Here is a 25,551-nt window from a genome sequence, read left to right on the forward strand (position 1 = left end):
TCACTTCATCCACTTCATCATCCGATCTACGGATGCGTTATATGTGTATTGGAATGACTCAAATGTTCAATAATATCATAAAACGTCTGGAACGGCGCATATGGGAGCTGAAGCTCATCGCATCGTTCGATTAATTGCGCTCTGGCAAACACGAAATCAGCTAGCTTGGCTGCAGTAAAATCAGTGACGCTGTCGCCAATGACAATACGCTCATACTGATCCTTAGGGAAGCGGCGCACGATAGTTGTTTTGCACATCCCGCAATCATTCGTACATGGCGGCTGACAATAATGCGGCCATGTAATCTGAATCTTATCACCACGAAAGTCACTGCCATTGCAATAGATGTGATCGATAGATATTTGATAAGGCTTCAGCAGCGGATACACGAAGAAATCGATGCCGCCGCTTGTAATATATAATTCGATCCCTTCTGCTTGGCAGAACTGAACAAATTGCTCGAAACCAGGGCGAATACGTGCCTGTGTTACGGCGTATTGAACAACCTCTTCTTGCAATGAAGAAGGGAGCAAGGCGAACATTTCCCCGACCCCTTGACGAATCGACTTGCGTTCATGGATGACGTCCTGCACGATTTTGTCCCATCCAGGCGGTTCGAAATGTCTAATAATCGACACGATGTTATCATTTTCAGTTATCGTTCCGTCGAAATCACAAAAGACAACTCGAAGCTTCTTCTCGATGCTCACTTCTTCACACCCCACAATCCAATTGCGGCAGCCAATGGTGCAGAAATAGCAGCTCGTGCTTCTAAGGTGTCACCCTTCAAGATGGCATCAATGGCATCGACAAACGCATGCCCGCCTGCAGCTGTTCCCATTGGATGGCCGTGAATACCGCCTCCTGCATTGACGACAACATCGTTGCCGAAATCTTGAAGAATGAGCGGAACCAAGCCAGGATGTATACCTGCGGATGGCACAGGGAAGCTTCTCTTATGTATCGCTCCAAATGAATCATTTACACTGGTCAGAGCGTGGCGGATCCCTTGTGTCTCTTCCTTCGGCATTGTGACCGAACCATATGGAGAAGGGAAGAGAACGAGATCGGCACCAGCTAATCGCATGAGCTTGCCAAGCAGAAGTGGGGCGGCAATTCCATGCTCCCTCGCTGGGTAGTAGGCACCGGCAAGTGCAGGATGAGCGGCGATTGGAACGGTAATATCAGGATCTTGGCTCAATCCATGCAGGACATCGTACCCGTAGCTTAATACGTTGAAGAGCAGGGCATTTGCTCCAGCTTCGATTGCACGGAGTGCTTGTTCACGAAGGGAGAACGTAGACCCTGTTAAGTTTACGGCATATAGCAATTTCTTGCCTGTCACTTGTTCGGTACGAGCGGCAGCTTCCATACATGCGCGGACACGCATGTCGATCGGTGTGAGGGGATTTTCAAATAAAATCTCGTCATCCTTGATCAAATCAACTCCGCCAAGTGCTTGCTGGTAGAACTGCTCCTTCAAAGCTGCTAGATCATGACCGATGACAGACTTGAAAATGCTCATTAACAGTGGGCGGTCATGGACCCCCAGCAGTTCGCGAACCCCATCGATTCCATACTTAGGTCCTTGAAATGAAGCTGTAAATGCATCGGAAAAATCAATATCCAGAAGTTTAATCCGACCATCCATGGACAGCTTGCCGAAGGCTGTAACGAGCAGGGCAGGAATGTCAGGGCTAAAGTTAATGTCCGGATAAGCAATTGCAATATCCGCGTAGCGTTCCCCAAGAACATCTGATGGATGTTCCTCAATCGAGATTACCTTGCCGAGATGCTTCGACATCTCGGCCTTTCTCGCCTCAGGGAGCTCGGTCCAGCTCCCGACCGTCAATCCAACGGCAATTCCTTCGGCCTTCTTATGAAAGTCTGCACGATCATCGAACAGCCGATAGGTGGCGACGCAGTGATCTTTCATTCGATTTCCCTCCCAATTTGGTGTTCCATTTCCTGAGATCGTTCTGCAGCGCGGTGCACAGCAGAAACGATGGTTCTGCCTACATGATGGGTATTCATGACGTCTATTGCAGCTTGTGTCGTGCCGCCAGGGGAGGTCACCTTGCGGCGCAGCTCAGCAGGTTCTTCCTGCGTTAGCCGTACCATTTCAGCCGCACCTAGAACAGTCTGGACGGTTAAATCCCGCGCATCCTCTTTTGTAAGTCCCCCATCTACAGCTGCTTGTATCATCGCTTCCATGACGTAGTACAAATAAGCAGGGCCGCTGCCAGATAATCCGGTCACGATATTCATGTACTGCTCTTCAACTTCAACTGCGATGCCGACTGCTTCGAACATCGCCATCGCGATGGCGCGCTGTGTGTCATTGACCGCATCCGAACAGCAGATTGCAGTCGCACCGAGACCAATCGTGCTCGATGTGTTCGGCATGGTGCGAACAGCGGCAACTGGACCAAGAATATGCTCAATGGCATGAAGCGATAGACCAGCAATCACAGAAATGATAAGCGTTCCGGAACGGAGAAGCGGCTTCAACTCATGAAGTGCTCCTGCGGCATCCTTCGGCTTCATGCACAATACAATGACATCTGCTTCCTGCAAGAGCTGCTGTTTGCCTTCTGATGAGAGCTCTATCGTGACGCCATACTTTCGCTTCAACTGCAGAAGCCGTTCGTTATTGCTGCGATTGATCATGGAGATTTGCGAAGGCTCAGTCAGCTGCTTCGCAAGTACTCCTCTCACAATCGCTTCGGCAATTGATCCTGCACCGAAAATACTAAAGTGAAGAGACCGGAATGTGTCCTTCTCTTGTGTTTTTATTTCATTCATGATGTCCATTCCTCTCCCTTCTTGCCAACACTTAAATGGAAAATAGCACTGGCGTGCGATGTTACTCGCGAATTTGACCTTTGCCATATATCCGATACTTCGTGGACGTTAGGGCAGGTAGGCCCATTGGACCTCTTGCATGTAGTTTCTGTGTGCTAATGCCGATCTCAGCACCAAATCCGAATTCAAACCCATCTGTGAACCGCGTTGATGCATTATGGTAGACAGCAGCAGCATCAACTTCCCTTAAGAAACGGCTGGCACGGTCTTTGTTCTCGGTCACGATACATTCGGAGTGCTTCGTGCCATAGCGAGCGATATGCTCAAGTGCTTCATCAAGCGAGTCAATGACGCGCACGTTCAGTACATAGTCGTTATATTCTGTTGCATAATCCTGTTCGGATGCTTTCTTAGCCCATGGCGCATAGGCGATTGTTCGCTCGCAGCCGCGCAGTTCAACACGATGTGTGTCAAATCCTTCAAGCAATCCTGTCAGATGGCGCTCGGCAAACTGCTCATGTACGAGCAGAGTCTCCATAGAGTTGCATACGGAAGGGCGCTGCACTTTCGCGTTGAATGCAATTGCTTCGGCCATCTCCGGATCAGCGGACTGGTCAATATAGGTGTGACAAATTCCTGCCCCGGTCTCGATAACGGGTACAGTTGCATTTTGAACGACATTCTGAATGAGCGATGCGCCACCGCGCGGAATGACGACATCCAGCAAGCCGTTACATTTCAACATCTCGTCAACAGAAGCACGATCCGCATCTTCGATTAGCTGCAAGGCTTCAACCGGAACAGAAGTGAGCTTCAACGCTTCATGCAGCACAGCGACAATGCGCTTGTTAGATTCCAGCGCAGAAGAGCCTCCGCGCAGTACGACCGCGTTGCCTGTCTTAAGACACAGGCCAGCCGCATCCACGGTGACATTCGGACGCGCTTCATAGATCATGCCAATTACACCTAGTGGCACACGGATTTTCTCAATATGCAAGCCGTTGGGACGGTCAATTTTCTCAAGAACATCTCCAACAGGATCTGTCAGTTCGGAGATCTGGCGCAATCCTTCTGCCATATCTTCAATTCTTGCCTCATTTAGTGCAAGGCGATCCAATAGAGAATCTGATGTTCCCTGCTGCTTCCCTCGTTCTAGATCTTTTGCGTTTGCTTCAATAATCGAATCTGCATGTTGGACAAGCAGATCCGCCATTCTCAATAATGCTTCATTCTTCTGATCGGTTGTCAGTCGGTTCATGACTGCGGCTGCTTCTTTCGCTAACGTAGCCTTGGAAAGTACTTCACTCATCGTACATGCCTCCATCTATGATCGTAGTGTGACCCATTCATCTCGATGTATCACTTCAATGCGCGGAACCTCGATGCGATTGAGAACCTCATCCGTAGACCAGCCCGCTGCAATCTTTAATTGATCGGCTTCGTAATTGACGATGCCTCTGCCAATCACACGTCCGTCCGCACCAGACACCTCAACCACATCTCCAGGGTGGAAGTCGCCTTCGACTCCTCGAATACCAGCAGGCAGCAGACTTGATCCTCGTGATATCAATGCCCGTTCAGCGCCTTCATCGACAATAATTTGTCCATGTGGGGTAGAGTGGAAGCCAAGCCATTGCTTCTTCATCGGCAATGCGTGCAGGTGAGTATCGAAATAGGTACCCTTGCCAATACCGTCCACAGCAAGGAGCAAATCACCTGGCTCATTGACCCGGCCAACAAAGGCAGGTACACCGCCACGCATGGCGATACGTGCTGCATCTAGCTTCGAACGCATGCCGCCCGTACCGACAGATGAGCCAGCTCCTCCAGCATATGCGTAGATTTCCTCGTTAATTTCCTCGACTCTGTCGAATCTCTTCGCATTCGGATTGGAACGGGGATCGGCAGTATACAACCCGTCCGTATCCGTAATAATCACTAGCCGATCAGCATGAACAAGATTCGCAACCAGTGCTGAGAGCGTATCGTTATCACCAAACTTGAGTTCCTCAACGGATACGGTGTCATTTTCATTAATGATAGGGACGACACGCTGCTTCAGCAGTTCCTCCATTGTCATCTGGGCATTATGGCCGCGCTTGCGATTGGCGAAGTCTGGCCGAGTTAACAGCAGCTGTGCTGAAGGAATGCTGTACTTCTGGAATTGTTCTTGGTAGGCCTGCATTAACAGCGCCTGACCGACTGCAGCAGCAGCCTGCTTCTCATGGAGAAGCTTCGGACGAGTCATATATCCAATATGTCGAAATCCGGCTGCAACGGCACCTGAGGTGACGAGCACGACATGTGCACCACGTTTCATAAGAGAGACGAGCTCGCGTACGTAGAATTCAATATGTTCTCGATTTAAGCCGCCATGCTCAGAGGTAAGCGAGCTGCTTCCAATTTTCACTACAATTCGTTGACACTGTTCCATCATTCATTCACTTCCTGATTCTTTGACTCTCATGAGTATAAGTATCATACATCTCACGATTGCCGGTGCCAGATTGTAATACGATGATGTGAATGGATCAAGGGAATGCCGAACAGTGATGTCGGGAAAACGGATTATGGGTATAAAAAAAGACCCTCGTCCTCTAAAGGACGAAAGTCACACTTCCGCGGTACCACCTTCATTGAGGGTTCCTAGAGCATATACCTGAACTGCGTTGATCGCAGATTCATGATCATGCAGAAACCATCCCACTTGATCGCCTATAACGGAGGCAGCCGTTCAGCTTCACGCGTAACGCTTATGCTGACCGCTCAAGGATAGGTTCTGTAATGGCTCTGCGGCGGATGCTTGCAGCCTATGGCATTCCGCTCTCTGAACGCGACCTTCATTACGTACTGGTCCTGTCATCACGATAAGGGTATTCACTCTGGCACCCGCTGCTCCATGAGAGCAATGAGTGTATTACGAATAGAATACCATGTGATTCCAATGGAGTAAAGAAGGCGAATCCTGTATAAAGGCAGGTGACAGAAGATTCCTTTAGTTAGAAACACAATGAAATTGTTGATAAGCCCGATTATAAACCGAGACAGCATCATTGCACTGATCTAGCTTAGAATAGCGATAGTCTTCCAATTCGCTCGGCAGCTTCGCATAATCGCTCCTCTGGCGCGAGCAGTCCGACCCGGACGTAGCCCTCTCCATGCTCGCCAAATCCGATGCCTGGCGCGGTTACAACATTGGAACGCTCCAGAAGCAAGTCTGCGAATTGGGCAGAGGTGAAATTCTTAGGCACTGGGAGCCAAGCGAAGAAGGATCCTGCCGATGGAACGGCTTCCCAGCCAATGCGATGAAGCTCCTTGAAGAATACATTCCTGCGCTGTTCATATGTCGCACACAGTTCATGAACTGGTTGCTGCGAACCGGTCAATGCGGCGGCAGCGGCAGCCTGAACAGCACCGAACAGGCTAACATACATGTGATCCTGCATCAGATTGATAAGGCGGATAAGTTCTTTATTGCCAACAGCAAATGCAACTCGCCACCCGGCCATGTTGTAAGTCTTGGACATCGTGTAGAATTCGATACCGACTTCCTTCGCACCAGGCGTCTGTAAGAAGCTCACAGGCCGTTTTCCGTCAAATCCAATCGATCCATATGCGAAATCACTGGCAACGACGATATTATGATTCGCTGCAAATTGTACGGTGTCCGCATAGAAATCAGAACTTGCAGTCGCCGCCGTTGGATTGTTCGGATAGTTCAGGAACATCAGCTTAGCCCGTTCTAGCTGCTGCTTCGTAATCCGTTCATAATCAGGAAGGAATTGATTTTCTTCCAACAATGGCATCATAACCATGTCAGCACCAGCAAGGGCAACGCCAGACCAATAATCAGGATAGCCTGGATCTGGAACGAGGCAGACGTCGCCTGCGTTAAGCAGAATTTGACTGATTTCAACGAGTCCCGTCTTGCCTCCGAACAATACGGCTACTTCTGTATCGGGATCGAGATCCACATTATAGTCTTCCTTATACCGCTTGGCTATCGCTTCCTTCAAGTAGCGATGTCCACTGAATGGAGGGTATTTATGATTGATTGGGTCAGTTGCTGCTTCCTGCAGCGCAGTCACAATATGAGGAGCAGTTGGCAAGTCAGGATTGCCCTGACCAAGATTGATGACATCATGACCGTCAGCGATGCGAGCGTTCGTCCGCTGCACAAGCTGGGCAAAGAATTGCTTCGGAAGCCGGTTCATGCGTGCGGCCGGCTTGATCGAGATAGAACGGTATGTTTCTTCTAACATGTCTCATCCACTCCAGCAACCGGATTCGTTATCGGTTATCAAAATAATAACGATAATTTAGCATGTTTCCACTGAAGTGTATACCCTTTTTTTTCATCGATTTCCGTAGCTTACATACGGTTTTTCTTTAAATACAACTTATCCGCTCGATTTTTCAGCCTTTCCTGTCGGTTCTGTTGTCAATAGCTGCTGCATAAATGGTTTGACATCTAAATTTATTCGCAGCAAATAGGGCTTGCGTTCCTTCGAGAATACGAGCAGCAGCGGATCTTTATCTGGGCAATAGATAAGAAATACGTCTTTTATCTGCACCGTCTCTCTTGGAAGAACCACATCAGCCACTGATGTTAATGGGATACGTACGATATATCCACATTGATGCCCAATCGTGAGCTGAGGGGACAGTCCGGTTATCGACTTGAGCCAAGAAGCAGCGACGGCTTGGAACTCCTTGCTGTTAGGGAACGTCTTCACAATCCGTTGTGCCTTAATATCGAACAGTTGGATCGGAGGACTTGCAGCCGAATCGCTGCCTTCACTCGGTGCCCATGCGGATACTGAATTCGTCATCAGTGTACTTGTGCTGCATACAAGTAAGAGAGCAATAGCTACGACCCATTTGACCATACAACGATTGCGCATGCTACTTTTCATCCTTTCGAGACCGCGGTGGGTGATTATTCGTTGTTTATTTTTGATTCCGCTTGCTTCCTTAACGTACCCATCTTGACTCCAATCCATGAAAAGGTATGATGGATGGTAGAAAGTGCTACCGAAGAACAAATGCTTGCTGAAAGCCGAGAAAAGGAGTGTATACGATGGAGTTATTATGGAATGTGTGTGCGATTCAAATGGATGTTGCAATCGGCGAACCGGACAAAAATATGGAGAACGTTATTCAATGGATCGGCAAAGCAATGGAGAGAGATTCGAAGCCGGACGTCATTGTGCTTCCAGAAATGTGGAATACAGGTTATGCACTTGAGCGGATTCACGAAATAGCAGATGTAAATGGACAGCAGACGAAGCAAATGCTCACGATGCTTGCTGCACGATATGGTGTAAACATTGTAGGTGGTTCCGTATCGGTTCGTGAAGGCGACCAGATCTACAACCGGGTGTATGCAGCAAATCGTAACGGCGACATTGTTGGCGCCTATGACAAGGTTCATTTGTTCCAGTTGATGGATGAACATGTTTATTTATCTTCCGGAAATGCGCTCGGGACGTTTACCCTAGATGGTGTGAAGTGTGGAGTTATTATTTGTTATGATCTCCGTTTCCCGGAATGGACCCGAACAATGGCGCTCCAAGGTACAGAAGTTCTTTTTGTTCCAGCTGAGTGGCCGCATCCACGGCTTCATCATTGGAAGACGCTGTTGACTGCGAGAGCCATTGAAAATCAAATGTATGTGGTAGCCTGCAATCGAGTCGGTACGAGCAAGGGAGCTTCCGGACAGGAGACAGCTTTCTTCGGACATTCGGCAATTATTGATCCATGGGGAGACACACTTGCTTCATCAGGGGAACAAGAAGCATTTGTGCAGGCGCCAATCTCTCTGTCGCTCGTACAGGAGGTGCGGGGTCGAATTCCTGTGTTCGCTGATCGTAGAGAATCGCTTTATCAATCTGCTACGGCTTCCTATGGTTCTGCACCCTTACTTGATCGTGTATGATGTCGAGAAAAGAGCGGCATAAGCGGGCAGGCACATCTCGTAAACGTCGTCAAGCACCTCTTCTTTTTCTCATTATTGGATGTACAATAGGTGTGCTCCTTCTAGTCTGGTCTGGATATGGCGCTCATGTGGTAGATTGGGTACTGGGTATAGATGGTGATGGTAGAGTCCTTCATCAAAACGGTTCGGATGCGATCCAATCGAAGGGTTCGGATTCTTCATTTGACCAGAAAATTGTAAACGGCTCTGCAGAAGACAACATACAAGTGGAAAAATGGCTGCAAGCACTCACCTTAGACGAGAAAATTGGCCAAATGTTTTTGGTTCACTTATCTGCGCTTACTGCTGAGAAGCCTAACCAAGCGCTGTCGAATATCCTTCATGAACTGGCTCCTGGAGGCGTTATTTTATTCAAAGACGACATCAAGACTGTGGGGCAAACGGTTGAAGACAACGTCCAAATGCTCCGATCATCCCGTATCCCACTCTGGATTGGCGTAGATCAGGAGGGGGGAGTAGTAAATCGTATCCTGTTCACTGGCGATTGGAATGGAAATATGGCGATTGCTGCGACTGGACAACCCCAGCTTGCGAAGGAAACGGCTATTGAAACGAGCAGCCTCATGCAGCTGCTCTCCTTCAACCTAAATTTTGCCCCTGTTGCTGATGTAAATAATGATCCGTACAATCCCGTCATCGGACTTCGCTCATTTGGCTCTGAGCCTAAACAGGTGTCTGCGTACGTACGCGCCTATGTACAGGGAGCACATTATAGCGGCATGCCCGCCATTGTGAAACACTTCCCTGGGCACGGCTCAACACGTACTGATTCGCATGTGGGACTACCTCAGTTGACTCATGACTTGAAGCGGTTCGAGCAAGTAGAATGGTTGCCCTTCAAGGCAGCCATTGAAGAAGGAGTGGATATGATTATGTCCGCTCACATTCAGGTTCCTCAACTTGAGCCGAAGACAACCTCCTCTCAAAAAGATGGCTCACTCATCACGATTCCAGCTACACTATCTTCCCGTGTCCTTACAGATATTTTGCGTGATCAATTGCATTTTCAGGGGGCCATTATTACGGATGCATTGAATATGAAGGCGATTGCGGATCATTTTGGTTCGGATGAAGCTGCTGTAATGTCGATCCAAGCAGGTGCAGATGTGCTCTTGATGCCCCCTAAGCCGCATCAGGCAATAGCTGCGATTCATAAAGCGATAGAAGAGGGGACATTGACCGAGCAGCGCATTGATGAGAGTGTGCGTCGCATCTTGCACTTAAAGTTGAAGTATAAGGTGACGAATGCAAAGCAGGCTTCTCAATTAAATGTGGAACAAGCGATTGGGAAAGCCCAATCATTTATTGCTTCCAATCAGGCGCAGGGATTAATGAAGCGCATAGCGGAACAGGCTGTTACACGTTGGGGGACATATTCTATTGCTAATCAGCCCAGTGAGCTGATTACATCCAGTATGAACCAAGTACTTCTGGTCGGTCATGATAGTGCCAGCTTGGAAGCGATGCAGCGTGCATTAGTAGCTGAGGTGAAGGGAAGACGAGATGTTGGGGCGGAGGAGAAGGAAGCTCATGCAGCAGCTAATCGCAACAAGGTGCGTTCGGCTGAGACAGACGTTCGAGTGAGTAAGCTTGAAGATACAGGATTGACCGATGCAATCAGAGCCGCAGACGCCGTCGTTATCGTGACGAACGATGTATACCGACAGCCTCGTAGAATCAAACTGCTTGAAAAGTTGGTAGCTCAGCTTGAACAAATAAAGAAGCCTGTTGCAGTCGTTGCAGCAGGACTTCCCTATGATGCTCAGGCTTTGGCTAACATACCAATCGGCTATGCGATTTATGGGCTGACGGATAGCAATGTGCGGGCTGCAGCACAAGTATTGCTTGGACGCGCAGCTGCATTAGGTCAATTCCCTGTTGCGGTTGCAGGATTGCCATAATGCGAATCGATGAGCTGATTCGTACATAGAGATACGAACTCATTCAGACTTCTTAGGTTGATTCATCATTCCTCCGGCGCGAACTCGCGAGCCGAAGCGGGCTGTGATCGTATCTTGCAGTGTCTGCATGAAGGCTTCTGCCGCATGGGACATATAGCGGCCTTCACGATACGCGATAACAAGCGTACGGGAAGGTCTTCCTGTCAGCGGAAGATATAACGGAACAAATTCGCTTCGAGGAGCAGTCGCAATAAATGAAGGAACTAAGGCAACCCCCATACCAGCTGCAACGAGAGACTGGACGGTCTCAATGTTCGTGCTCTCGAATACGACATTCGGGGTAAAACCGGCTTCCTGGCACAATTGTACGGTAATTTGCCGGAATCCTTGACCACGCTTCAAGAGAATGAAGGGCTCGTCTCGGAGGTCTGATAAGGACACCGGACTTGGCTCAGAACATTCGCAATGCTGCTTGGCAAGAGAATGCTGAGGGGGGATTGCCAGCAGAATCTCCTCTTCCACGACAGGTCGATAGGTAAGAGAATCATCCGTTAAGGGCAGAGATAGCAGGCATAGATCATTCTTGCCTTGGGCCGTCATTCGCTCCAGGTTGGACGTCGAAGTATCCTCTACGAGTACCAGATCGATGGCTGGATAGCGTTCATGGAATTGAGGAAGGACATGGGGGAGGATATGGGATCCCGTAATCGGCATTGTCCCGATAACCACCTTTCCCCTCTTCGTTTGGCTGATATCAGCCATTTCATTCTTCAACTGTTCCATCGCATCGAGCATCTTCTGCGCGCGGTCGACGAATATCTCTCCTGCATGTGTGAGTTCCACTGAATTGGTCGTCCGTTGAAATAAGAGGACGCCAATTTCCTTCTCTAGCTTCGACAACTGCTGGCTTAATGAAGGCTGTGCGATGTGCAGCTTCTCAGCAGCCCGGGAGAAGTTCCTCTCCTGTGCAATTTGGACGGCATAGAGCAGCTGTCTAAATTCCATGTCCGTTCATCCTTCCTCTGGATAGCTTATAGGTTAAACCTATTGTAATTATAGATATTATATCTTGGATCAATGAAGAAAGAAATGCTATATTTGGTGGCAAGAGAAATAGAGAGAGAAGCGTAAAATCGCGGAGAGGTGAAGGAAATGACGATAAAGAAGACCATGTACGAGAAGATTTGGGATCGGCACGTCATCGTGCAAGAAGAAGGCAAACCAAGCATTTTATACATTGATTTGCATTTGGTGCACGAGGTAACATCCCCGCAAGCTTTTGAAGGATTGCGCTTGAGCGGCCGCAAGGTAAGACGTCCGGATCTTACATTTGCAACAATGGATCATAATGTACCGACGAAGGATCGGTTCAACATAACAGATCCAATCTCGAAGCAGCAGATCGATACATTGTCACAGAACTGTGCAGACTTTGGTGTTACGCTGTTCGACCTGGACAGCATTGATCAAGGCGTGGTGCACGTTATGGGGCCTGAGCTTGGTCTTACTCATCCAGGGAAGACGATTGTCTGTGGGGACAGCCATACGTCGACGCATGGTGCATTCGGCGCCCTTGCATTCGGAATTGGCACAAGCGAAGTTGAGCATGTCATGGCTACACAATGCTTGCAGCAAGCGAAGTCGAAGACGATGGAAGTGCGCTTCGTTGGCAAGCGCAAGCCAGGCGTTACTGCGAAGGATATGATCTTGGGCTTCATTGCGCAGAACGGCACTGATTTTGCAACTGGGTATGTCATTGAATACACAGGCGAATCAATCCGCCAATTGACGATGGAAGAGAGAATGACTGTATGCAATATGTCCATTGAAGCGGGTGCACGTGCTGGTCTAATCGCACCAGACGAGACAACATTCCAATACTTGCGTGATCGTCAGTATGTGCCTCAAGGCGGAGCTTTCGATGCTGCTGTTGCAGAGTGGAAGAGCTATGTAACCGATGAGGGCGCTGCTTATGATGTTGTTGTTGAAGTGGATATGGATCAGCTTATTCCACAGGTGACTTGGGGAACGAGCCCAGGTATGGGTACCGATATTACGTCGAACGTACCGAACCCTGCTGATTTTACAACCGAAAATGAACGTAAAGCTGCTGAGAAAGCACTTGAATATATGGATCTGACACCTGGTACGCCGATGACTGAAATTGCTGTCGACTATGTATTTATCGGCTCATGTACAAATGGCCGTATCGAGGATTTGCGTGCAGCGTCAGAGATAGCTAGAGGCTACAAGGTGAGCGATAAGGTAACGGCTATCGTTGTTCCAGGCTCTGGTCGGGTTAAGCTTCAGGCGGAGAAAGAAGGCTTGGATCAAGTATTCGTGGAAGCGGGCTTCGAATGGCGTGATGCTGGATGCAGTATGTGCCTTGCCATGAACCCGGATGTGCTCCAGCCAGGACAACGATGTGCTTCGACTTCCAACCGTAACTTCGAAGGACGTCAAGGCCGCGGTGGACGTACGCATTTGGTATCGCCAGCAATGGCAGCAGCAGCGGCAATCAAGGGGCATTTCGTTGATGTGCGCAACTGGGAAATCAAAGCGGAAGTATTGAACTAAGGGAGGAACGAATCATGCAACCATTTACATCATTGAACGGTCTTGTTGCCCCAGTTGATCGGGTCAACGTGGATACAGATGCAATCATTCCTAAGCAATTTTTGAAGCGTATTGAACGGAGCGGATTCGGCCAGTTCTTGTTCTACGAGTGGAGATTCGACGAGGCGGGCAACGTTATTCCTTCCTTCACCTTAAACCAGCCGCAATATGAAGGAGCTTCCGTATTACTGTCCCGTGCGAATTTCGGTTGCGGTTCTTCACGTGAGCATGCACCATGGGCGATTCTTGATTATGGCTTCCGCTGTGTTATCGCTCCATCATTCGCAGATATTTTCTACAATAACTGCTTCAAGAATGGTATTCTTCCTATTAAGCTGTCAGAAGAGCAAGTTGATGAACTATTCCGTCGTGCAGCGGATAAGGACGGCTATCGTCTGGACGTGAATTTGGAAGAGAAGACAATTACGGATGAGTACGGATTGAACTACACTTTCGATCTGGATGAGCACCGTCGCCAATTTTTGCTGCAAGGTCTCGATGATATCGGATTGACGCTGAAGCATGAAGATGCAATTACTGCATACGAAGCTGCGAATGCGGGGCGTGTCGCTTACCCAGTCGTATAAGCACCGTTGACAATAGAAGGTATTACAATCCCTGGATTCGCTTCGGCGTTCCAGGGATTTTGTTGTATAAGCGTCGAGTAGCTGATTAAGATTAGTAAGTAGCATGCGGCACATAACGGACTTTTTCCTATTTGAGAAAAAATACATATTTAAAATTAAAAAGAAAATGGATTCCGGATTTCGTCCATGACAACGCATGGATATGGGAGATGAATAATAACTGAAGCAAAACAAATACGATGATGCGAATTTCTTTGCCGCATATGAGAATATGTCCCGTTCTATCCATGGGCTAGAAGGAGCGGGAGAATGGCATGTTTTACAGTCACTAATTCCAGATTTGCGCTACAAGAGTGTGCTAGATCTGGGCTGCGGCTTCGGCTGGCATTGTAGATATGCCCGAGAACAGCATGCCGACTCTGTAATAGGGGTTGATATTTCAGAGAAAATGCTGGAGAAAGCACGTGAATTGACAAATGATTCGTCAATCTCCTATTTGCAAATGCCAATTGAAGACATTCAGTTTGCAGATGAGCAATTTGATGTGGTGATTAGTTCGTTAGCCTTTCATTATATTGAGTCGTTCGATACGATTTGTGACAAAGTCTATCACAGCTTAAAACCAGGGGGCGTGTTTCTGTTCTCGGTGGAGCATCCGATCTTCACTTCGCGCAATGAACAAGATTGGGTGTACGATGAGCAAGGGAATATCCTCTATTGGGCAGTGGATGGCTATCAGGATGAAGGGAAGCGTGAAACGGCCTTCTTAACGGAGGATGTCGTTAAGTATCATCGAACGTTTGCTACGTATATGAGTAACTTGATTGATGCGGGATTTACGATACGTGCAGTGAATGAGCCGACTCCATCTGAGAAAATGCTGCGAGAAATACCCGGGATGACTGATGAACTGCGCAGACCCATGTTCTTGATTATTTCTGCTACTAGAAGTTGATATTTTTAGCGAGGGTAGACCATTTTCTATTTGCACTTTTTGTATGATCAGGTGCGAAATAGAGAACGGTCTTTTTGTTGTTGTTACGTATCCTGTCAATATTTATGTTCAAATGTGCAATTTTTGTCTTGCCATGTGGGAGTAGGTGATTTACAGTGAAAACAAGGGATATTTTAGCAGGTTTATTTTAGCCAAAAAATGTAGAAACTACGCAACTTTTGTACTTTTTATACGTCTAATAATACGTCCGTTCTTAATAGACAAATAGAATAGTGCGGAACATGACGAAAGGATGTAGAGGTGAAGATGCAGAAAAAACAAAAATTTGCGGTTGGATTGCTATTAATGCTGTTGTGTTTAGTGTTTCCTACGCTGGGACAAGCTGCACCTAATACGAGCTTGTACTTGAATGGAAATTCTTTGGCGATGCCAGAGAACATTTTGATGCTGAACAATTCGGTCATGGTCCCGATTCGCGTCGTTTCTGAAGAGTTGGGTTATAAGGTTGATTGGAATCAGAAGGCGAAGACGGTAGCTATAAATGATAATAGCAGAAGCATGAATCTCACCGTCAATCAGAAGACGGCGACAGTTGACAACAAGAGTGTTACACTTGTTGCACCACCGGTTATTAAAGGCGAGACTACACTAGTCCCACTTCGTTTTATCGGGGAGAATATGGGGTTGAAAGTGGATTGGGACAACTCAACCAAATCCGTGTACATGTTCACTTCTGACGAAGTAACGCCCCCAACACCTGATAAAGGCAATGAGGACAAGCCGACAAAGCCGGACAACGGCAATGGAGATAATGGCAGTAATGGTGGAGACCAAACAAAGCCAGATAACAATACTTCAGTCGTTACGAACTTTTCTTTTGACAATAATCAATTACATATTGCTTTAGATCATAATGTAAGACCGAGCATTATGACGATGGACAGCCCTAACCGGGTAGTTATTGATTTGCCGAATGCAGTGTTCTCGGACGAGTTCTATGAAAAATATAGTTTCAATAAAGATGGGCAAGGGGAATATGTAGTATCAGATTACCCAGATGTTCAGCGCATTCGCTTTGCAATGTTCAGCGATAAGCCGAATACAGCGCGCTTCGTTCTTGATTTGAACTACCCGTTGAATGGTGAAGTCACACTGAATGATCAAGGTTTGACGACCATTTCGCTGAATCAAAAGAGTGGAAATGACGATGGAAACGGCAATGGCGGAACAACGAAACCACCTGTAACGCCAAACAAACCAAATGGTACTTATACCGTTGTGATTGATGCAGGCCATGGAGGCAAGGACTCCGGTGCGCTTAGTTTGACGAAGAAGACGGAAAAGGACTTTACTTTGTCACTTTCCTTGAAAGTCGGAGAACTGCTTCGTAAAGAAGATAAGATCAATCTTGTTATGACGCGCGAAGACGACTCATTCCCTGAATTATCGGATCGTTCATCGCTTGCGAACAAAATTGGTGCGGATATATTCGTATCGATACATGGAAACAGCGCGAAAAATAGCCCTTCCGTAACAGGTACGGAGACGTTCTATTATCACAAGAGCAGCGAAGCATTTGCCAAGACGTTGCACAAAAATTTATTGAATGGAACGCAACTGAAGGATCGGGGTATCAAATTTGGAGATCTCCATGTTGTTCGAGAAACAAAGATGCCGTCGGCTCTGCTCGAAATAGGCTTCTTGACGAGCACGAATGACGAACCAAAAATGTATGACGACCAGTTCCAATGGCGCGTTGCGGAGAACATTGTCAAAGGGATTAAAGAATATTTGGGCGTATCCTGATTCCATAAAAAATGCAACCTTTGACGATCTGTTGCGTTATGAACGATGTAAAGGAGGTCGTGCTTTATGAAGACACGAAAATGGTGGGCACTTGCTGCCGCAGTTCTATCCATTACAATTATAAGTGCATGCGGTGCTAAGCCGACAACAAATGGAGCTGCTCAACCTGAGCAGCCAACAGCTGAACAACCTACGACGGAGCAGCCGACAACAGAGCAGCCGAACGAGGAAAAGCCGTCAGACGAGACAACGAAGCCTGAGCAGCCAACAACTGACAAAGGTCAAGAAACGAAGTCTGACAAGCAAGAAAAGTCGCTTGACGTATTTGTCTCTGATGATCAGCTGATGGAATTGAAGTCGTATAAGAAGACGATCCAGTTCTCTAATGATGACGAGAAATATGAAGCTGCACTTTCAGCGTTGAAGACATCTGACAATGATAAAGATATTCCGTTGTGGGAAAAGATCGACTTCAAATCTGTGAAAATGGATAAGGGAACGCTAGTCATTGACATTCATATTCCGGAAGAGGGTCATCTTGGAGCGGGCGGAGAGGCTTTTGCATTAGATGCTCTTACTAAAACGCTGTTCCAATTCGATGAAGTAAAGGCAATTGATATTCTGGTAGATGGAAAGTCAGATGAAAGCTTGATGGGCCATGTTACGTTGAAACATCCAATCAAGCGTCCATAGAGATCTGCACGAATCATGTAATTGAACAAAATAATACCAACAATTATTCAAGAACAGGGGCAGGAATTGCCCCTGTTCTTGTCGAAAAAGAACATCTTACGAAGAAATATATGTGGAAGGGGATGCATCATGCAAATAAATTCTAAACCGCGTGCACGCAAAGCGCGTGCATTGACAAGTGCGATCTTGGCCGTATCCATGATGCTGACATCTATGCAATTTGCGATGGCAGCTGAATCAAATACCGCTACAAAGACAAATCAAGTTACATCAACTTCGAGTACAAGTCCGATATTCAGCGATGTTAAGCTTGGTTATTGGGCAGAGAAACATATACATAAGCTTGCAGCATTGGATATTTTAAAGGGGAATAACGGCAAGTTCCGTCCTGGTGACGATGTAACGCAGCAGGAAGCCATCACAATGGCAATTCGCTATATGGGACTAGAGGGTGAATTGAATGCTGCAGATTCCGTAGCACTACCTGCTGATTTTAAGGTCGGAAATTTCTTCAAGCCGTATATTGTTCTGGCATTCCAAAAAGGGCTGTTGGAAAAAGAAGAAGAGATGGCGAAGCCGGATCCGAAGCAAGCATGGGGCGATCAAAAGGCAACCCGTGAATGGGTGACGAAAATTTTGGTTCGTGCTGTAGGAAAACAAGCAGATGCAGAGCGTGCAAAGAACAAGAAGACGACATTTGCCGATAATAGCAAGATTAGCGCGTCTGCATTAGGATATGTCAACACTGCTGTTGATCTGGAATTGACTACGGGAATGAGCGGCAACAAATTCGAGCCGCAAGGCAAAGTAACGCGCGCGCAGCTTGCAACATTCTTCAGTCGCGGAGAAAAAGTATCTAAGGTAAAGCACGCATTCGAATCATTCGGTTATGTGATGAGCCTAACGGATCAAGAGATTCGCTTGTATACGGAAGAGGGCAAGACAGCAACCTTCCGCCGCGATAAAAACACGATGTACTACAAAAATGACAGCGAGCAGGCGATCAATGCCTCCGATATTGGCCTATACATGAAAATCCGTGTCGCTGGACAATCGGGAAGCGCGGCATATGTTGAATTATTAGACGCTGAACCGAAGGTGGAAACTTCAACGGTTAAGCTGAGATATGTTGCGCCATCAGAGAAGAAGCTGTATTTCACGAAGGATGGCTCTGATGCATTGTCTGATATTGTGTACGACAACAGCGCGACTGTATTCAAGGATGCCAGCGGCAACACGATCGATCCTTCTAAGCTGATGGCGGACAGTGAGCTTGTCATCAAGCGTGAGACGTTTACGAATGAACGCAAAATTATTGAGGTTCAAGTAAAGTCTGGGCCTGTCAACAAATCGGCCAAAGGTACTATTACTTCTATTGATGTGAGAAGCCGTTCCGTGACGATCAAGAACGAACAAGGTGAGAGCGAAACCTACACGGTTGTGGAGGGAGCTTACGTTCGGTATAAGGATCAATTGTTGTCAGGCCTTAGCAGTATCAAGGAAAATGACACCGTCAATTATACGGTGAAGAATAGCGCCGTAACGGAAATCGAATTGACAAATGCCCAACAAGTTACGATTTCTGGTACGCTGTACGAAAAAGGTGCGACGAAAACGAGCATCACGATCCGAAAAGAAAACAATGAACTCGTAGCGAAGCTGCTTGCTCGTGATGTAAAGATTGAAATTGATGGAATGAACAATCCTACGTTCGACGATATTGTCGCAGGAGAATACGGAGATCGCGTCGAACTGGCCATGAACAATGAGGATCAGGTTGCCAACATCAAAGTAATGAACCGCAAGGCGGAAATGATAATTGGAGCTACAGTTGTAGATTTTGATAAAACGAACAAACTATTAATGGTAACTGACGAGCGCAAAGAACCTCACGTCTTTAAGCTCACATATGAGACTCGCTATGAGAATAACGGCTCCAAGGTTGGACTTGAGGATATCGCAAATCAGCTTAAGGATGGCAAACGCAAGGTGAATGTGCAACATACGGCCAAAAACGCGCTTCTGGTGCAGCTCGTCAACAAATTCGAAGGAACATTTGTCTATGCAAGCTCTACCGCGAAGACAGTGACGATGAAGCTTGCGAACGGACAAACGGTAACACTGCCTTATAAGGGGACTGAGCTAAGCGTAGAAAAGTATGGGAAAAACAATGTGACCTTGAATGATGTGAATAATGGTGATACAATAGTTGCCTACTTCACGGATGATCAATCCACACTATCGTCTCTCGCTGTTCGGCAAACGCTACAATTCGATATCGCGTATCGGGATGCGTCGGGGTATCGCCTTCGTCTGCGCTCGAGCGACTCGAAGGTTGAGGACTTTTATGTGGGAAATGCCAAGATCTATGATCTGAATAATAAAGAGATCAAGATTGCAGACTTGAAGGATAATGACTATGTCAACGTTGTAATGGACGGACGTTCTATCGTGGAAGTGCGTCAAGTTCAAGTTACTTATGGCCGAGTAGAGTCTGTGGATACAAACAACGGAACAATTCGAGTACGCGACAATGCTGGCTCCTTATCTGTGCACCAAGTAGGCAAGAACGCGCAAATTCAGGTTGATAATTCTTCTTCTACTTCGAATTTGAGCGCATTGAAAGAAGGAGACCGCGTAGAGGTGCGCAAGGACACAAGCGATCTTTCAGCTGTGAAGCTGGTCAGCGGAATGAAGCGCAGCTTCTGGCGCTATAATTCAAATACAAATGAATTGTATGTAAAGCGCACGATGGCTGAAAACAATTATATATTCAAAGTTCATCCGAATGCATCTATTCATTCGAAGGGCGAGAAAATCAGCCTGTCTTCCATCAAAGAAGATACCGATATTATGTTGTATATCATTAAGGATCAGGTTGTTGAAATCGAGAAAGTGTCTTAAACTACGATTAGGTTCACTTCGAACCGTCTCACCTTAGCGGGTGAGACGGTTTTTAGATGTGAATAGTCAAGCAGAATGGATAGAAAGGTGAGGTGACTTCCAGATGGCAACAAGTGCCCGCGTCCGACATATTCTCGATACGATTGGTCAGATGTACCCTGACGCGCATTGCGAGTTGACTCACGCCAATCCGTTCGAATTGACAATTGCAGTCCTGTTGTCAGCGCAGTGCACGGACGAGACGGTGAACAAAGTAACAGCTACGCTGTTCCAGAAATATAAAACACCGGAAGACTATCTAGCAGTTCCGCTTGAAGAGCTGGAGTCAGATATTCGGCGCATTGGCTTATTCCGCAACAAGGCCAAAAATATTCAAAAACTATGCCGCATGCTCATAGATAAATATGAGGGTGAAGTGCCAAGGGAGCATGCTCAGCTAACAGAGCTTCCAGGTGTCGGCAGAAAGACGGCCAATGTGGTCGTATCCAACGCCTTCGGTGTTCCTGCAATGGCAGTGGACACACATGTCGAGCGCGTCTCCAAGCGCTTGCGACTTGCCAACGAAGACGATAGTGTGTTGGAAGTGGAGAAAAAGCTGATGCGTAAAATTCCCCGTGAGGAATGGACAGATACGCATCACCGGTTAATCTTTTTTGGACGTTATCATTGCAAAGCGCAATCCCCCAAATGTGACATTTGTCCGATGTTAGATAGCTGTCGAGAGGGTAAAATACGTATGAAAGCGACCAAACCTAGAAAGACTGGAAACTATAAGAACGTGGATGGGAGTCGGTCGTGATGAAATGTATTTCGGTATACACGAATGATTTTGAACAATTCTCTAATATTTATGAAAAGATTATGCAAACACCTATGCAAGAGGATGAAGAACGTGAGATTGACGGTGTTACGGTATATGCAGCTGGACAAGTTCCTGATCAGTATGTAGAACGTATGCGTCAAAAACGTGATGTTGTCGTAATGCGCGTGAAAGATTCAGGCATTACTATTTTACAGCGCGGAGAACAATTCGAAATCATTCTCCCCGAACAGCAAAATATGGTACACTAGAAACCGAGTATAAGGCAAAAAGAGGAAGCCGATTACTCGGTTTTTTCTATGCGCAAAAACGACAATTCGTGTTCCGTTAGGATAAAAGCGGTGAGGGAGACGTGAATGGAGAAGATGAATGCGAGGTTGCACACCAATTCGGCCATTGTGGAAAGAGATAGCGATGAACTCGGAAAATGGCTGAAGCATACAGCGGATCAGATGCGGCATAGGGGAGATGTGCAGCACGCCGAGAAGATGATTGAGCTTGCGAAGAAGTGGCAAGAAGCGATTGTGATGGTCACGTTTTGTGGACACTTTTCGGCAGGCAAATCAAGTGTAATTAATGCATTATGCGGCAAGCAGCTGCTTCCGTCGAGTCCGATTCCAACGAGTGCGAACGTGGTTACGCTCCGCTACGGAGAGCGTCAGGCGCGGGTTCTACGCAGATCTGAACAAGATGGAACGGTTCTTGAAGAGCCTGTGCAATTCGAGCAGCTGGATGATGTGTGCCGTGATGGTGCTGGTATAGAACGTGTCGTTCTCTTTGATGAAATTGATTGGTTGAAGCAAGGCGTTGCTCTGCTGGATACACCCGGAGTAGATTCTACAGATGCGGCACATCGAGCAGCTACGGAGGAAGCCATGCATCTGGCTGACATTGTGTTCTATGTGACGGACTATAATCACGTCCAGTCGGAGACGAACTTCGCATTCGCGAAGGAGGTTGCAGATGCAGGTAAGCCGCTTATCTGGATTGTGAATCAAATCGACAAGCACAGGGAGCAGGAGCTTACCTTCGAATCGTATCAGAGCGATGTCCGAAGTGCACTTGATGCATGGCAGTTGAAGCCCGAAGGCGTATTCTACATCTCTGTAAGGCAGCCAGAACATCCATTGAATGAATGGAATGCATTAGAAGCCTTTGTTCGTCAGACGGCGAGAGAACGGCTGCCGCTCGTTCGATATGGTATCTTACGTGCGGCACGTGAGCTCGTGTCTGCCCATGCAAAGGTTTTAAAGGAGCCGTTTGTAAGTAAACGTGAACAGCTAGTGGAACGTATAGGCGACGAAGCCTCCTTGGCTGCTTGGAAGGAACAGCTGCATCTTACGGAGCAGCGCATTGCAGAGCTTACAGCTCAGGAGCAGGAAGTAAATGCATCGTTCCAGAAGCAAGTGCAACATCTGCTTAGTAATGCGAATGTTACGCCTGCAGTAATGCGTGAACAGGCGCAGTCATATTTAGAATCCCGCAAGCCTGGCTTCAAGGTCGGTTTCTTATTCTCCAGTGCGAAGACAGACAATGAACGCACGCAACGACTGCAGTCCTTCACATCCATCTGGAAGGAAGGGTTGCGGGCAAATGTTGAGGTTCATCTCATCCAAATGATTCGCTCGCTGGCTGAAGAGGTAGGAGCAAACGAGCAGGAGGCATCGGCTGCGATGGAGCAAGCCATGCCTGATCTAGGTGATTCCTGGCTTGCTGATTCGGTGTCAGAGGGAGCGAGCGGTTCAGCTGAGTATACCTTGAATTATTGCAGATCAATAGCTGATGAAGCACGCGCGATGCTGCGTAGAGCCGCTTTGACAGTGGCAGAGCCATTACTAGAGATCAAGCTCCGTCAATATCGTGAAGAGCTTACGCGGGCAAAATCTAAGCTTGCTTCCATGAGCGAGCTCTCCCTCGAGTTCTCGGAAGTGGAGAATCGCCTACAAGCTACTACAGGGATCGAATCGGAATTGGTTCGAGCCATACAATTATGGCTGCCTGCTGATAAGCTGGAATGTGGCTGGATCGGTCTTCTTCCCGATATTCACAGCTTGAAGCAGGAAGCAAACAGCAAGGAGAAGGTAGTAGACCAGCAGCATGCTGCAGAGGCCAGGAACCAGGAACGCGTTCACAATGCTCCGGCCGGTAATGGCATAATTGATCACGTACAGCAGAGACGTTCAGATAAGCAGGCAATCGTTGAATCATGGTTGGAGTTGTCTACAGAGGCTGATGGGCTCGGGACAAGCGGCGATCTGGATAGACATGCCCAAGATCAATCTTTTGTAAAAGACTCTGAGCGCAATCTTATTGCTCATGGGTCAACTCCTAGTGGAACAGAACAGCGGTCAGAGGCTGCTGCTCCTAGCCAAGTTCGGGGCAAGCTGGTCCATACAGCTCAGAAGCTGGAGCAAGCAGCAGACGTGCTTGAACGGCTGGAATCGATGAAGATGCTTGCAGCAGAGATGCGGGAGAAGGCGAAGCGGCTCGACGAGAATCGCTTTACGGTTGCCTTGTTCGGTGCGTTCAGTGCAGGCAAATCATCGTTCGCGAACGCCCTTATCGGGCAAGATGCACTGCCAGTATCACCCAACCCGACAACAGCCGCAATTAATACAATCGAGGCAGCGACAGATAAGCATCCGCATGGCACGGCTCGCGTAACAATGAAGCGCCAAGCGAAGCTGCTTGATGACCTTCGCTATGCACTAGAGACCTTGGGCGAGCCTAATGCATCTACCATGGATATGGATGAAGTGCTCCATTCGCTTGCGCGAATTCGTCCAGAGACAATTCATCCGTCTGGGCGGCCATATTATCGATTCATTCAGGCTGTGGATCGTGGGATAGATGAGGCTCGAGGCCTATTAGGTCAGGAGCTAATGGTTGATGAGGCACAGTATCGCTTATTTGTAAGTGATGAATCAAGATCAGCGTTCGTAGAGCGCATTGATTTGTTCATAGACAGTGAGCTTACGAGACAAGGCTTCGTATTCGTAGATACTCCGGGTGCGGATTCCATTAACGCAAGGCACACGGGCGTTGCATTTGAATACATGAAGCAGGCGGATATTATATTGTTCGTGACGTATTATAACCATGCCTTCTCCCAAGCTGATCGACAATTCCTTACGCAGCTGGGTCGGGTGAAGGATGCCTTTGAGCTTGATAAAATGTTCTTTGTGGTCAATGCATCTGACCTTGCTGCCTCACCTGAAGAGCTGTCAAGTGTACTGGATTATGTGGAGGATCGTCTACGCGAATTCGGTGTGCGCAGTCCGCGGCTATTTCCGATTTCGAGCTTGCAGGCATTGGAGGGTAAGCAGCAAGCGCAGAAGGACAAGATTAGAACGTCGGGTATAGGTGAGTTTGAGCAGTCATTCCTAGAGTTCGCAGGCAATGAGCTGACTCAGCTCAGTATTCATTCGGCTCACAAAAGTCTGGATAGGGCAGCAAGACAGCTGAAGGCGATGTGGGATGCCTCACATGCCGATGCAGCAGAGCGTGAACGGGAAGTCATTCGTTATCAAGCATTGGCCGAACAAGCGCGTCGCAGCTGTACGGAGTGGCTGGAGCGTGATGAATCAAGCCTATTCCAGCAGGAAGCAGATGAATTGCTTTACCATGTGGGTCAACGATTGCAATTTCGCTTCGGTGATATGTTCTCTCACGCCTTCAATCCGGCTTCCCTGCGCAGAGATGATCGGGATATAGATAGTTCGCTGCAGCGTTGTTATGTAGAATGGATTCGCCTATTTAGCAAAGAGCTTGCGAATGAACTGTATGCGACCTCATTGCGGATGGAGCAAGGGGCCAAGAAGATGGTGATGAGCTATCACAATCGCCTGCAGCAAGCCATAACGGAGCAGCTGCCCGGATACTCACCGGCTGATGTGGATATGGGGGCTTGGCCAACGCCAGAGGTATCAGGTGAGCTGGACTTGCCGAATGTAACAACGCGGTGGATTCGTGGTTATTTCCGCAATAGTAAGGCCTTTTTCGAAGGCAGCGGTCGCAGCGAACTTAGACAGGCGCTGGAGCTGCAGGCGATGCAGGCGGTTAAGCGGGTAACAGAAGCTCATCGGGAACAATTTATCGAACATATCCTCACTCACTATAATAAGGTCATTCAAAAGTCCTACAAGGAGCTGTCAGACGCATTGGATCTGTATATGGAAAGATTGAACAATGCGCTGTATGCAAATGTGGATGAAGAGTTGCTTCAAGCTGTGATAAGTGCTTTGGAAGAGGTTATTTCGACAGATTCATAAAAGCATCCAAGTGAAGAGATGAATTCACGCGGAATCGATATCAAAACCGTATAAATTCCGTTCAAACGCTTACTGGGCATATGCTTGGTAAGCGTTCTTTGTTGAATAATGAACGACAAGTCAGTAAATCAGACGATTTAAAAGAAATGAATGGATATGTTACTGCAAAGCTCGGAAAAATCGGGCACAAACGGC

General features: G+C 47.6%; 19 protein-coding genes. 11 read left to right on the forward strand and 8 right to left on the reverse strand.

The window, feature by feature from the left end; all coding sequences use genetic code 11:
- Positions 1 to 26 precede the first annotated feature (26 nt).
- The 7 genes from BLS15_RS05800 to BLS15_RS05830 form a co-directional block, all read right to left on the reverse strand.
- Entirely contained in the window at positions 27 to 710 is a 684-nt protein-coding gene (locus BLS15_RS05800; protein ID WP_028533085.1) for a 2-hydroxy-3-keto-5-methylthiopentenyl-1-phosphate phosphatase, read from the reverse strand.
- On the reverse strand, positions 707 to 1,936 hold the full coding sequence (locus BLS15_RS05805; protein ID WP_090510438.1) for a 2,3-diketo-5-methylthiopentyl-1-phosphate enolase: 1,230 nt from the start codon (positions 1,934 to 1,936) through the stop codon (positions 707 to 709). Before BLS15_RS05805 ends, BLS15_RS05800 begins: the two co-directional genes overlap by 4 nt.
- Positions 1,933 to 2,805 carry a pyrroline-5-carboxylate reductase gene (gene proC, locus BLS15_RS05810; protein ID WP_051614162.1) on the reverse strand — a complete coding sequence of 291 codons (873 nt, stop codon included), beginning with the start codon at positions 2,803 to 2,805 and terminating at the stop codon, positions 1,933 to 1,935. The genes BLS15_RS05805 and proC overlap by 4 nt, the downstream gene beginning before the upstream one ends.
- A 61-nt stretch (positions 2,806 to 2,866) precedes the next feature.
- Positions 2,867 to 4,114 carry a glutamate-5-semialdehyde dehydrogenase gene (locus BLS15_RS05815; RefSeq protein WP_021254635.1) on the reverse strand — a complete coding sequence of 416 codons (1,248 nt, stop codon included), beginning with the start codon at positions 4,112 to 4,114 and terminating at the stop codon, positions 2,867 to 2,869.
- 15 nt (positions 4,115 to 4,129) lie between these two features.
- Positions 4,130 to 5,239 (reverse strand): glutamate 5-kinase, encoded by a 1,110-nt coding sequence (gene proB, locus BLS15_RS05820; RefSeq protein WP_021254634.1) that lies wholly within the window; start codon positions 5,237 to 5,239, stop codon positions 4,130 to 4,132.
- Between the two features lie 634 nt (positions 5,240 to 5,873).
- Positions 5,874 to 7,067 carry a pyridoxal phosphate-dependent aminotransferase gene (locus BLS15_RS05825; RefSeq protein WP_021254633.1) on the reverse strand — a complete coding sequence of 398 codons (1,194 nt, stop codon included), beginning with the start codon at positions 7,065 to 7,067 and terminating at the stop codon, positions 5,874 to 5,876.
- Positions 7,068 to 7,205: 138 nt separating this feature from the next.
- Complete coding sequence (locus BLS15_RS05830) at positions 7,206 to 7,709, reverse strand: hypothetical protein (protein ID WP_021254632.1); 504 nt, start codon at positions 7,707 to 7,709, stop codon at positions 7,206 to 7,208.
- Between the two features lie 176 nt (positions 7,710 to 7,885).
- Here BLS15_RS05830 and BLS15_RS05835 point away from each other — a divergent pair, with 176 nt between their 5' ends.
- Both BLS15_RS05835 and BLS15_RS05840 read left to right on the forward strand, forming a co-directional pair.
- Positions 7,886 to 8,743 carry a carbon-nitrogen family hydrolase gene (locus tag BLS15_RS05835; RefSeq protein ID WP_021254631.1) on the forward strand — a complete coding sequence of 286 codons (858 nt, stop codon included), beginning with the start codon at positions 7,886 to 7,888 and terminating at the stop codon, positions 8,741 to 8,743.
- 92 nt (positions 8,744 to 8,835) lie between these two features.
- Positions 8,836 to 10,704, forward strand: a complete 1,869-nt coding sequence (locus BLS15_RS05840; protein WP_175460721.1) for a glycoside hydrolase family 3 protein — start codon at positions 8,836 to 8,838, stop codon at positions 10,702 to 10,704.
- 39 nt (positions 10,705 to 10,743) lie between these two features.
- Here BLS15_RS05840 and BLS15_RS05845 read toward each other — a convergent pair whose 3' ends face one another.
- A complete protein-coding gene (locus BLS15_RS05845) occupies positions 10,744 to 11,709 on the reverse strand; it encodes a LysR family transcriptional regulator (RefSeq protein WP_021254629.1) in 966 nt (321 codons plus the stop codon).
- Positions 11,710 to 11,856: 147 nt separating this feature from the next.
- Between BLS15_RS05845 and leuC the strand changes: the two genes are divergently transcribed.
- From leuC to BLS15_RS05890, 9 genes are all read left to right on the forward strand, one after another.
- Positions 11,857 to 13,281, forward strand: a complete 1,425-nt coding sequence (leuC, locus tag BLS15_RS05850; protein ID WP_028533080.1) for a 3-isopropylmalate dehydratase large subunit — start codon at positions 11,857 to 11,859, stop codon at positions 13,279 to 13,281.
- A gap of 14 nt (positions 13,282 to 13,295) precedes the next feature.
- Positions 13,296 to 13,907, forward strand: coding sequence for a 3-isopropylmalate dehydratase small subunit (gene leuD / locus BLS15_RS05855; RefSeq protein ID WP_021254627.1), 612 nt, complete (start codon positions 13,296 to 13,298; stop codon positions 13,905 to 13,907).
- A 220-nt stretch (positions 13,908 to 14,127) separates the two neighbouring features.
- Positions 14,128 to 14,862 carry a class I SAM-dependent methyltransferase gene (locus BLS15_RS05860; protein ID WP_028533079.1) on the forward strand — a complete coding sequence of 245 codons (735 nt, stop codon included), beginning with the start codon at positions 14,128 to 14,130 and terminating at the stop codon, positions 14,860 to 14,862.
- A 306-nt stretch (positions 14,863 to 15,168) separates the two neighbouring features.
- A complete protein-coding gene (locus tag BLS15_RS05865) occupies positions 15,169 to 16,668 on the forward strand; it encodes an N-acetylmuramoyl-L-alanine amidase family protein (protein ID WP_028533078.1) in 1,500 nt (499 codons plus the stop codon).
- A gap of 66 nt (positions 16,669 to 16,734) precedes the next feature.
- On the forward strand, positions 16,735 to 17,361 hold the full coding sequence (locus tag BLS15_RS05870) for a GerMN domain-containing protein (protein WP_028533077.1): 627 nt from the start codon (positions 16,735 to 16,737) through the stop codon (positions 17,359 to 17,361).
- 129 nt (positions 17,362 to 17,490) lie between these two features.
- A complete protein-coding gene (locus tag BLS15_RS05875; RefSeq protein WP_028533076.1) occupies positions 17,491 to 20,265 on the forward strand; it encodes an S-layer homology domain-containing protein in 2,775 nt (924 codons plus the stop codon).
- Positions 20,266 to 20,368: 103 nt separating this feature from the next.
- The gene (gene nth, locus BLS15_RS05880; protein ID WP_090510450.1) at positions 20,369 to 21,064 is read left to right on the forward strand and encodes an endonuclease III; all 696 of its coding nucleotides are present in this window, start codon (positions 20,369 to 20,371) and stop codon (positions 21,062 to 21,064) included.
- Positions 21,064 to 21,336 (forward strand): hypothetical protein, encoded by a 273-nt coding sequence (locus BLS15_RS05885; RefSeq protein ID WP_021254621.1) that lies wholly within the window; start codon positions 21,064 to 21,066, stop codon positions 21,334 to 21,336. The genes nth and BLS15_RS05885 overlap by 1 nt, the downstream gene beginning before the upstream one ends.
- Before the next feature lie 105 nt (positions 21,337 to 21,441).
- Positions 21,442 to 25,356 carry a dynamin family protein gene (locus BLS15_RS05890; RefSeq protein ID WP_090510454.1) on the forward strand — a complete coding sequence of 1,305 codons (3,915 nt, stop codon included), beginning with the start codon at positions 21,442 to 21,444 and terminating at the stop codon, positions 25,354 to 25,356.
- Positions 25,357 to 25,551 lie beyond the last annotated feature (195 nt).

The sequence above is a fragment of the Paenibacillus sp. cl6col genome (assembly GCF_900102125.1).
Lineage (GTDB): Bacteria > Bacillota > Bacilli > Paenibacillales > Paenibacillaceae > Paenibacillus_B > Paenibacillus_B suaedae.